This window comes from Pseudonocardia sp. D17, assembly GCF_036984265.1.
Classification (GTDB): domain Bacteria; phylum Actinomycetota; class Actinomycetes; order Mycobacteriales; family Pseudonocardiaceae; genus Pseudonocardia; species Pseudonocardia benzenivorans.
Genome location: NZ_BPRG01000041.1, coordinates 1 through 10542, shown reverse-complemented (window position 1 = coordinate 10542; position 10542 = coordinate 1). Strand labels below are relative to the sequence as shown.

The 10542-nt window shown below is 72.3% G+C and carries 10 protein-coding genes and 1 pseudogene; 6 read left to right on the top strand and 5 right to left on the bottom strand.

What is annotated here, in order from left to right; translation table 11 throughout:
* The 5 genes and pseudogenes from PSD17_RS07655 to PSD17_RS07640 all read right to left on the bottom strand — a co-directional run.
* Positions 1-3261 (bottom strand): AAA family ATPase (locus PSD17_RS07655; RefSeq protein ID WP_339122255.1); only part of this gene is annotated, 3261 nt, incomplete at its 3' end.
* A 13-nt stretch (positions 3262-3274) separates the two neighbouring features.
* A pseudogene (locus PSD17_RS35325) lies at positions 3275-3649 on the bottom strand (relaxase domain-containing protein); the annotation flags it as partial.
* 112 nt (positions 3650-3761) lie between these two features.
* Positions 3762-4619, bottom strand: a complete 858-nt coding sequence (locus PSD17_RS07650) for a helix-turn-helix domain-containing protein (RefSeq protein WP_339122254.1) — start codon at positions 4617-4619, stop codon at positions 3762-3764.
* A 5-nt stretch (positions 4620-4624) separates the two neighbouring features.
* On the bottom strand, positions 4625-5185 hold the full coding sequence (locus PSD17_RS07645; protein ID WP_339122253.1) for a DUF6879 family protein: 561 nt from the start codon (positions 5183-5185) through the stop codon (positions 4625-4627).
* Positions 5182-5511, bottom strand: coding sequence for a hypothetical protein (locus PSD17_RS07640; RefSeq protein ID WP_339122252.1), 330 nt, complete (start codon positions 5509-5511; stop codon positions 5182-5184). The genes PSD17_RS07645 and PSD17_RS07640 overlap by 4 nt, the downstream gene beginning before the upstream one ends.
* Before the next feature lie 579 nt (positions 5512-6090).
* Between PSD17_RS07640 and PSD17_RS07635 the strand changes: the two genes are divergently transcribed.
* The 6 genes from PSD17_RS07635 to PSD17_RS07610 all read left to right on the top strand — a co-directional run bounded on the left by PSD17_RS07635 (position 6091) and on the right by PSD17_RS07610 (position 10541).
* Positions 6091-6672, top strand: coding sequence for a hypothetical protein (locus tag PSD17_RS07635; protein ID WP_339122251.1), 582 nt, complete (start codon positions 6091-6093; stop codon positions 6670-6672).
* Complete coding sequence (locus PSD17_RS07630) at positions 6665-7564, top strand: hypothetical protein (protein ID WP_339122250.1); 900 nt, start codon at positions 6665-6667, stop codon at positions 7562-7564. Before PSD17_RS07635 ends, PSD17_RS07630 begins: the two co-directional genes overlap by 8 nt.
* Entirely contained in the window at positions 7558-7890 is a 333-nt protein-coding gene (locus tag PSD17_RS07625) for a hypothetical protein (protein ID WP_339122249.1), read from the top strand. Before PSD17_RS07630 ends, PSD17_RS07625 begins: the two co-directional genes overlap by 7 nt.
* 238 nt (positions 7891-8128) lie before the next feature.
* Complete coding sequence (locus PSD17_RS07620; protein WP_339122248.1) at positions 8129-8911, top strand: hypothetical protein; 783 nt, start codon at positions 8129-8131, stop codon at positions 8909-8911.
* Positions 8842-9630, top strand: coding sequence for a type IV secretory system conjugative DNA transfer family protein (locus PSD17_RS07615; RefSeq protein ID WP_339122247.1), 789 nt, complete (start codon positions 8842-8844; stop codon positions 9628-9630). The genes PSD17_RS07620 and PSD17_RS07615 overlap by 70 nt, the downstream gene beginning before the upstream one ends.
* Complete coding sequence (locus tag PSD17_RS07610) at positions 9630-10541, top strand: hypothetical protein (RefSeq protein ID WP_339122246.1); 912 nt, start codon at positions 9630-9632, stop codon at positions 10539-10541. Before PSD17_RS07615 ends, PSD17_RS07610 begins: the two co-directional genes overlap by 1 nt.
* The last annotated feature ends 1 nt before the right edge of the window (position 10542 follow it).

Genomic DNA, 10542 nt, shown 5'->3' with positions numbered 1-10542 from the left:
CACCGGCCCCACACCGCGCTCGGCGGCCACCCACCCGCCCACCGCGTCAACAACCTCTGCCGCGGCGACAACTAGCCGGTCGCGCCACCGCTGCCACCACCCCACCGTCTCGGCCGCGCCGGCCTCGACACCAGGGCGCTGCTCGACGCCCTGGCGCTCGACGGCCTGGTGCTCGACGACGTCCTGGTGGTCGACCAGTTGCGCGAGCTCGGCGGCGGCCGGCTGCGCGAGATCGGTGGCGATGCCGAACAGCTCCAGCTGCTCCGGCTCGCCCGCGACCGTCAGGGTCGGCTCGGCGACGCCGCGGCGCTCCAGCTCCTGTCCGGCCAGCTGGTCGCGCACCCGGGCGTTCTCAGTGGCGGCGAACCACTCCTGCCGGGCCTGGTGCACGGTCTCCAGCTGCCGGGCGCGTTCGGTGTAGTCCAGGGCCAGTCGCTCGGCCCGCTCGACGTCGAGCCGGGTCGCCTCGTACGCCGGGCTGTCGACCTCAAGTATCGTCAGCTCGGCGGCGTAGAGCGCCGCGTCCTGCCGGTAGCCCTCGGCCACGGTGTAGGCCGCCGCCATCTCATCGGCGACGAACGGCGGCGCCCAGGTCTGCTCCCGCTGCCAGCACGTCTGGATCTCGCGCAGCTCGGCGTCGGTGGCCGTGGCCAGGTCCAGCGCATCGGCCGGGCGGCCCAGCGCGGCGTACGCCTGCTGCCACAGCGCCCGGCGGAACTCCTGCTCCCGGCTGGGCGCGACACCGATCGACACCTGGTCCTCGGCCACCGCCGCCAGCTCGCGGTAGGCAGCGACGATCCCGGCCCGGCGCACCCACTCCGCCCGCTGCCCCGGCTCGGCCGGCGGCAGGCCCAGGTGCTCGACCGCCCACCGCGGCAGGTCCTCGGCCGCTCGCTGGCCCAGCTCGTGCTGGCGGTTGCTGGCCACCACCGCCATCTCCTGCAGCCACTGCCCCACCGGGCCCTCGATCGGCGGGCCCAGCGTCGTCCAGTCCCCGGCGTCGACCTGCTGTTCGGGCAGCCGCTGACCGGCCAGCAGCCGCACCCGGTAGCGCAGCACGTCGGTCACGCTGTCGGCGTCGTCGAGGCTGCGCGCGTTGACCGCCGCGGCGAGTACCCGCTCGACGTCGTGCCCGGCCAGCTCGGCCTCGCGCAGCGTGCGCATCAGCCGCCCCCACCCGTGCTCGCGCTGCGCGGTCTCGACCTGCTCGCCGTCGCCGAGCAGCCCGGCCAGCATGTCGCTGTAGCGGTACTCGGCCCACTCGCGCGACACGAGATCCCACTGCGTGCCGATCCAGGCCAGGCTCTGGCTCTCCTCGACCGCGGCCCGGTGCTCGAGCTCGGCCGCGCGGGCCGGGTCGGCGTTGTCGAGGATGTTGGCCAGGGCGGTGACCGGGTCGATGGCCAGCCGTTCGGGCTCGTGCGCATCCGGGGCCCGCTCGGTGGTCAGGTAGGCGATGGTGCGTTCCCGGCCGCGGGTCATCGCCACGTAGGCGTCCTCGCGGCTCGACTGCACACCGAGCAGGTTGTGGGAGGTGTCGACGGTGCGGCCCTGCGCGGTGTGGATCGTGCCGGCGTAGCCGAGCGTCACATGCTTATGCACGTAGTCCCTCGGCAGGTAGGCCGTCGCGCCGTCGCGGGTGTCCGCGACGAGCCGGCCGCGCCCGTTGACGCCGCGGACGGTGTAGACCTCGCGGTTGACGACCATGCCGCGCCCGCCGCGTACCTCGATCTCGTAGTCGTTGCGGCGAGCCTGGATGACGTCGCCGACGCTGATCGCGTTGTCATCCCTGCCGGTGGCCAGTACCCGTGCGTCGACGCGGCCGAGTGCGACCAGCTGCTCACGAACGGCACGAGACAAGTCCGCGGCCTCGGAGTTCGTCCCGACGATCAGCAGGGAGTCCAGGCCATCCAGGGTGTCGGCGAGATAGCCGCGCACCGCGGCGTCCTGCATCTGCTCGACCGTGCCCCCGCGCAGTCGGCCGCGGTCCTCGTACTCGCCGATGACGCTGGTGTCCCCGGCCCGCAGCCGGATGCTGGCCTGCTTCTCCCAGTCCGCGGAGAACCGCCGCACCGCGTCCAGCTCGTACGCGCCGTTGTCGGTGGCCAGCAGCTCCAGCAGGCCACCGGCACCCACCGCGCCGAGCTGGTGGTGATCACCGGTGTAGAGCAGCTTCCCCCCGCCCGCCTCGATCAGCGCGCTGATCCGGGCCAGCTCGGCGGTGCCCGACATCCCGGCCTCGTCCAGCACGAACAGGTCACCGGGACGCACCTGCTCGCGGACCACTCCGAGCGGGTCCGGGGAGAACCGGGCCAGGAACTGGAAGGTGTTGATCGCCTCCAGCCCTTCCTCGTTCAGCACTTGCGCCGCGCGCTGCGAGGTCGCCAACCCCAGCACCCGCCCACCGGTGTGCTCGCTCCACACCCTCGCCAGCGTGGCCACGGTGAAGCTCTTGCCGGTGCCCGCCGGGCCGATCAGCACATCCCCGGCCCGCCCGGAGGAGACCACCCCGAGCACCGCGGCCCGCTGGTCCTCGGTGAGCGTGGTCGCCGCCAGCTCGACCCGCAGCATCTCCAGCTCGGGGCCACGGATGGCCGGCGCGGTCAGCTGCCGGGCCCCGACCACGATGCGCCGCTCGGTCTCCAGGTGCGCCTCGGTCGTGTACACCTCGTCCAGGTGCGGCCGGTAGACCAGCCGCCCGTCCTCCGGACGCTGCAACGCCTCCGGCACCTGCACTGGGTCCGCCGCGGTCAGCACCAGCACCCCGAAGTCGTTCCCCGCGCGAACCGCCTCCCGGGCCAGTTCCTCGAGGTAGGCCGGCCGCTGCTCCGGCGCGCACGGCGCGCTCAGCACCTGGCGGTCCACTGCCGCGATCAGGTTCCCCAGCGTCCACGTCGCATACCGCGACTGCACGTCCAGCACCGCGGCCTGCAGAATCGCCGCCCGGTCGCCCTGGTCCGGCATCAAGCGGGCGTCCGGGTGGCCCTCGCGCGCCACCTCGGCGGCCGCGGCCTCGACCTCCTCCAACATCGCGACCAGCCGTCCCGCGCGCTGCTGCCCCCACGCGCGCAGCGCCTGCGGCCCGGCCTCCGGGCCCTTCGCCTGCCGGGTTTCCAACGTCGCCATCTGCATGATCGCCTTGCGCGCGGCCGGGCTCGGTGCGCGCCCGTGCCGGTCCACGTAGGCCTCGACGAGCTCCGTGGCGCGCTCCTGCACCTGCGCCCGCCGGGTCGACGCCTCGGCGACCAGCGACGAGTCCACCGAGGATCTCGCGGGCCTTGCCGTCCGGGCGGGTCGCGAACACCACCCCGAGACCAGCGGTGAGCTTGTCCTCCAGCGCCCGCTCGTAAGCGACCGCCACCGCCTCCTTGATCGGGCGGAACCCCTTCGCGTCCAGCGCCCGGATCACCCCGTCGCTGGCCGTCACAGCCCGGTTCAGCACCGCCGCATGACAGTGCAGCTGCGGCTCGTTCGACCGACTCGTCGAGTGATCAAACTTGATCACCGCGAGCCCGGTCGCCCACTCGTAGCGCCCGACCGAACGCCCACCCATCGTCTTGCCGTGATAGCCCGCCCGCACGTACGCGCCGTGCTCCTCCAGATGCCCCAGCGCCACGTCCACGGCCTCGCACCGGCTGCGTCTGCCCATCGAGACCCCGACGCGCCGAGATGATTCGGAATCATGCGTGGGCGCGCTGACCTTGCAGGCCAACGGTCTCGCAGTCTGTCGGCGCCGTCCGCACGTTCGTCACCGACAGGTCTCAGCGAGTCGCGAACTCCTCGAACCGCGTGCGCGCCTCAGAGATGCGTTCTCGAGCTGCGGCACCGAAGCTTGCAGCTGCTTCGAGTTTGCCGAAGAGCTGCTCGTACACGTCTAAGTCGCGACGATCACTGGTGAGAGCCGTCGCGGTCTTCGTACCGATCTGCACTGCTTGAGCGTCGTAGATGTGGAAGCCGTGAGGTGCGGCGAAGTCGAGGACAGTAGCGAGGCTGACGACGCCCAGATGGACGTTCGGGAGCTCGCTAACCATGAGCAGATGCTCGAGCTGCTCCACCATGACCGCGGCCCCGCCAAGATTCCAGGTCAGCGAGCCCTCCGTCTGGATCAACACCCAGGTCCGTGAGGGATCTTCAAGCATCATGCGCGATCGGCTCAACCGCGACTCGACAGCCGCCGCCGCTTCTGCGGCTGGCCGCCGACCGAAAACGGCCCGCGCATATGCCTTGGTCTGTAGCGACCCGATCACCATGGCAGGCTGATAGGAGCGCACTACCGCCGCGCTCTCCTCCATGCGGCGAATGCGCTCCTGGAAGTGGTTGGTGCCGCGTTGGAAGATCAGCCTCGAGTCCACACGGCCCGGCTTGAGAGCCTTGGCCCACTCCACGAGCTGACGGCGCTCGTCGGGGCTAGCGCCGTACCAACGCGCGAGTCGGTCGACCTGGGACGGCTCCAGCAGGAACAGGCCAGACTCCGCCCGGCTGATCTTGTTCTGGCTAACGCCGATATGGCCAGCCGCCGCGGTCTGTGAGCGCCGCGGTTGTGCACCTTCCCTGAGGGCGCGCAGGCGTGCCGCCAGCCCTGCCAGGCTGGCATCCGCAGGTATGGCGGTCGAGGGCAAGGGAGTCAGGCCACCTGCCTGCCGTCGCGGTGGAGATCGGAGTTGCGCTCCCACCATTGGTTGAACGGTTCTGCGGCTCCCCAGGTCTGGTCTCGAACGTCCCGCAGCAGCGGGACCAGTCCCGGCTGAAGCGTCGCGCCGATGAACTCGCCGCTGATGCCGTAGTGCATCAGCAGGCCGTGCTCGTCGTCTAGCAGCCAGAAGTCCTCATCGACCTCCGAGACGACGTGGGGGAGCGGTTGTGCGCGAAGGTCGAGGATCCGGATGTCTTCACCGGCGTTTGCGTTCGGGACGTACCCCCACTCGCACTCGTAGCGGGTGTAGGCCGTCACGGGCGCGGTCACGATGCGCACGCGGTGGCGATAGAGGTTGGCCTCACGCTCAGCACGGAGTCGCCGCAGCCAGGGCTCCTTCCGCTCTGGGGTAGGGGCGGGTTCACCGCGGAGGTATCGGCCGAAGTCGTTCCCGTCGGAGGCAACCTCGTACTGCTGCAGGGTCTCCAGCCGAAAGGCGGTCCGGGTGAAGTGCGCCTTGATGTAGGCGCGGAGCGCGGCAGCATCCATCATCGGCTGATCACGGCCTTCCTCAGTGCCGGCGGGATGTCGTTGAGCTCGACGCGGTAGAGACGCTCGCCGTCGCCGATCCGTGCCCGGTGTGCGTCATAGATGTCGTTGTGATCGCTCTGAGTGCCGACTAGGTAGGCCCATCCATCAACGGCAGGCACTTCAGGGACGAACGCCTCCGGTAGCCGGAACCGGCCGCCGCCGTGTGGCTCTCCGATGAAGTACAGCGCCTCGGGGTCGCCAACGTCGCTGATGGTCGGACAGGTCTCGTCGTCCGCGCACTCGCCTCGTAGCACCTTCACCTCGACTGTGCGACTCCGTCTGGTCATCCGGGCCCCCTCCTAAGCAGCAGCTGCCCTCAGAAGTGTCGGAGGCGGAGCCTACCGCGTCAACCAATGGCTCATCAGATGGCTATCCACCGCTCTGCCTGCGCGGCTTGCGCCATCTAATGGATCATTGGATAGTCTACAAGTCGGGGCCCGGTCCCCTCAGGACTCCGGCGAGAGCCTCGGTAGGCGCTGGAACGCCTACCGAGGCCGTGGATCGCTCACCAGACCCCTTGACGACCAGGAGAAACGACCCATGCGGATTCTTTCCTGCCTGCTCCAAGCCTCGCTCGCGCCCCTAGCACGGCGGTTCGGTGAGCAGGACGAGCGAGCCCTCACCCAGGGGTGGACGGTGACGGCCGGCCGGTTCGGCTCGCGGATCTATCGCGACCCTCGTTGGGATCACGTCGAGGAACTCCGCATCGCACCCCTCCGCCGCAAGTCCAGCGCTGAAGAGCTGGATGCCGATACCAGCAACGGCACCTCCGTCCGGGCTTCTACGCCCGTCCTGCCCAGCATCCCGGCGCCGCGGCCACAGGGACCCCGGGATGCTCGGGTCCTCGGCCGTCCGGCGGTGACTCGATGAACAGGCGGTCCGCCGCACGCACCGTTGTCGGTGCCGCTACCTCGGTGACATCGGCGGCCGACGGCCTGGCCCACGACGTCGAGGACACCGAGGTCCTCATCGGCCGACCCCGCGGCCGCTACGTGGCCGTGTGCGGGGCCACCGTGCATCCCGCCGCGTTGACTGCTCCCGCCGGGCGAGTGTGTCGATCGTGCGCGGGCCTGCGCGTCCCCGACCTCACCGAGGAGTCGATGCAGCAGCCCGCGCGCGGCCCGTCGCGCGCAGTCGCGGTGGCTGGCGACCTGTTCGGCGATCATGCGGGGCACGCTGCACCGTCCCGCGGTGGTGTGGTCATGACCGCGTCCGCCGCACCCGGCGGCGCCCGGACCCGGTCACTGAGCGCGCTGCCGCTGCTGGCGTGCACCCAGTGCGGCCACGCCTTCACCCCGACGGTCGAGAAGATCGCCCGGCTCGGGGCGACCGGTTGTCCACGCTGCCAGGGCTGGACCTGGCTGGTGTCCACAGCCGTCGCGGAGGCCCCTGGTGCTGTGCCGGTTCCTATGCCCCGCGGTCGCGACGAGGAGAATGGCGATGACTGACCTGTCTTCTGGTGCCCTGCGTGGGCGAGCCGAGGACACCGAGACCCCGATCAACGGGGTCCACCGACCGGGCCCCGCCGCCTTGACTGCTGCCCGGATCGTGCAGGACCTCGACGCGCCCGCCCCGGCGACGTCAGCGACGGCAGCGCCCCCGGCGACCCCGCATCCCGACCATGCGATCGCGCCGGGCCGTGAGCCCGCGAACGCGAAGAAGATCCGGGCGATGCGCGAGACGATCGAGCTGCGCACCGCGACCGCCGGCTACCACCGCGAACTCGCGGACCTGCAGCGCGACCGGGCCCGGCTCGACGTGCTCTCGGCGACCGAGGAGCGGCTGGAACGGCGCGCCGCACGCAGAGTCCGGAGCCTGGGCCGCCGCCACGACGTCGCCACCGCCGTCGCGACCGCCCGCCTCGACGGCCGCCAGCGCCGCGCGGACCGCCAGCTCGCCCGCGCCGAGCTCACCGACCAGGTCTGGCAGCGCCGCGCCCTGGCCCGCCGCCGGCGGCTGCTCGACCCCACCTCACGGCTGGCGTCGCTGCAGCGCACCCACGTCGGGGTCAGCCTCGTGCTGATGGCCGTCGCCGTCGCCGGGATCGCGTGGACCTCGATGGGCGTGCACGACGCGCTCGTCGGCCCGGACGGCACCCCACTGGCCTACATCGTCGAGCCGCTGTTCTCCCTGCCGCTGCTGGTCATCATGACCTTGCACGCCCGGGCCGCGCAGTGGGGCCGGACCTTCCCCCCCGGGAGAACCGGACCCGCGTCCGGGTGCTGGAGGCGTTCCTGCTGCTGGCCACCATGGCCATCAACGCCTCACCGGTCCTGCCGGTCCTCGGGACCTGGCGCGACGTCACGACCCTGCTGGCCCATCTGGCCCCACCGGTGCTGATCGTCGTCGCGATCGTGCTGCAGCCGCTGGCCGCCGCGTTCCTGGCCACCATCCTCGAGGAAGCCCACGTCGAGATCACCGACGCCGGCCCCCACCGGCTCGCCGCCGACACCGTCGACACCCTCACCCTGGTCACCAAGGTCCGCGCCGCGATCGCAAGCGGGCAGCTCGAGCCCTGGGACGAGACCGGTCTACCCAGTGTCGAGGCGATCCGCCGCTACTTCGGCTGCGAGAAGCGCCGCGCCCAGGGCGTGCACGACGCGCTGAAGCTACTGACCAACGGCCACCACACCGGTCACGCCAGCTCGGCGGAGGCGCCGGCATGACGACCTCCGTGAAGCCACCCACCGCACCCACCACTACCTCCTGGCGTCGACGGGGCCGCACCTTGGTTCTCGTGCTCGCGGCCGCCACCGGAGCCAAGCTCTCCCTCACCCCGGGGGATCGGGGGTGGCTGATCACCGCCACGGTGACCGCCGCCGCGGCGGCCGCCGCGGTGCTCGTCGCGCGCAACCGCCCCGGGGCGCGGCTGCGCCGCCACCTCGGCGCCGATGGCTGGGCAGGTTGGCTCGACCGCCACGAGTACCGCACCATCGCCGGGCCCGCGCCGTCCGCCGCCTCACCGGCGCCCCTGCCGGGTCGGCTCCGCACCACAGCGGGCAGCGGCTGGGCCGGCTGGTCTCTGGCCCGCTGCTGCTGCGCGGCCGACCGGTCTACAGCCCGCACCGGCGGGGCATGCTCGTGCTGGGCCCGCAGGGCTCGGGCAAGAGCTCGTTCATCGTCAACCCGATCCGGGAGTTCCCCGGCGCCGCGTACGTGACCAGCACCAAGACCGAGCTCGTCGACCTCACCGCCGCCGACCGGGCCGCCCGGGGCCCGGTCCTGGTGTTCAACCCCACCGGCCTCGGCGGCCTGGCCTCGACCCTGCGCTGGGACCCCGTCGCCGGCTGCGCCGACGCGGCCATCGCCGACGCCCGGGCCCGCGCCCTGGTCCGCGGTGGCGGCGGGGCCAAAGGCACTCAGAACGCCGACTTCTGGGCCGACCGGGCCGCGGAGATCCTGCGCTGCTACCTGCTCGCGGCCGCCCTCACCGGCCAGGACATGGCCCAGGTCATGGCCTGGACCCTGCACCCGGACGACCGCGCCCCCTCGGGCATCCTCGAACAGCACGGCGGCGCCGTCCCGCCCGGCTGGCTCGGCACCCTCGACTCGCACCTGGCCGCGGCCGCCAACACCCGCACCGGCTACTTCGCCGCCCTCACCCCCCGGTCGCGTTCATGGACTCCCCCACCGTCGCCGCCGCCTGCCGCCCCACCCCGGGGCCGCGCGGCGGGCACGTCGACCTGACGAGGTTCCTGCGCGAGACCGGGACGATCTACGTCGTGGCCGGCGACGACGCCCGCGTCGCGCCGCTGCTGACCGCGCTCACCGAAGCAGTCTTCGCCACCGCCAAGCAAGTCGCCGCGACCAGCCCGAACGGATACCTCAACCCCGGGCTGGGCCTGTATCTCGACGAGGTCGCCCACACCACCCCTGTCCCGCTCGATGTGTGGGCCGCCGACTCGAGGGGCTGGGGCATCACCGTCAACGCCATGGTCCAAGACCTCGCCCAGCTCGAAACCCGCTGGGGCGCAACCCGCGCGCAGACGATCTTCGCGAACCTGCCCACCCGGGTCGTGCTGCCCGGGGTGGCCAACCGCGACGACCTGGAGACCCTGGCCTACCTCGGCGGGCAGCGCCGCGTGCAGCGCAGCAGCCACGGCCGTACCGACAACGGCAGCGGGCAGACCAGCCGCTCCCACAACCAGTCCTGGGCCACCGAACAGGTCATCACCGGCCACACCATCCACGGCCTGCCCCGCTGGCACGCCTACGTCCTCGGGCTGGGCACCAAACCCGCGATCGTTCGGTTCACCCCGGGCTGGCGCCGGCGCCCCGCAACCCCCACAGGCCCCGTCCCGGCCCCGGCACCGGGGGACCATCTGCTGCGCCGAGACCAGCAGACCGGCCACGCCGACGGATACTCGACCGCGCCGCTGCCCGGCGCGGTGCAGGATGCTGCCTGATGAACGACACGCCTTCCGACCCGCCCGAGGAGCCCGGCCGGGCGCGGCGGCCTGGCACGGCCCCTGACGGCGGCCCGTACAACCCGCCGCCGTCGGCCGGCATGGCGGCCGCGTTCGGCGAGACGCGCAGGCTGCGCGAGGAGGTCGCGCAGCTGCGCGCAGCCGTCAGCGACGACGCGGGACGCGGCGAGCTGCGCGCCCTCATCCAGGACCTCACGGCCCGACACGTCGAGCTGGCCAGCACGGTCTCCGAGGGCCTGGCTCCCGAGCTCGGCGCGCTGCGCCAGTTCGCCACCGAAGAGCTCGGCCGCCAACGCCAGCAGCTCGACGAGGTCCTGCAAACCCTCGGGCGCGAGCGCAATCCTCCGGTCGACTGGCCCCGGCTCACCGCAGCCGAGGCGCGCGACCAGTGGGCGGTCCTCGCGCGGTGGATCGCCGAGGTCCTGGTTCCCTGGTACGAGATCACCCGCGAGGAGCTGCCCGACTGCTGGGCCCTGCACCGCCCCGCCGTCATCGAGCTGTCCTGGCTGCGCAGCGCGCACGTGCAGGCCTACGCCCCGACCTCGCCCCCGCACGTCGCCGGCGAATGGCACCAACGCTGGCGCCCCGGCGCCATCGCCCGCCTCGCCCAGGTCATCGACCGCCGCCTGTGCCGGCCTGGGGAACACCTCGTGCCCCAAGGCGAATCCCGAGGCGGCCCACCGGCCCCGCCCCGACCAGGGGAACGGCTCATCCCACCCAGCCAGCAGCTGGCCGAAGGCCGACACTGGCAGGAGAACTACTTCGCCGCTGTGCAGGCCGACCTGCAGTGGCGGACGCAGCGAGAGGCTGAAGCTGCCGCCGCCGACAGTGGCGTCCGCCAGGGTGGTGTGCGACCCGACCCTGGTGAGGGGCGTGGCGTAGACGTGTAGG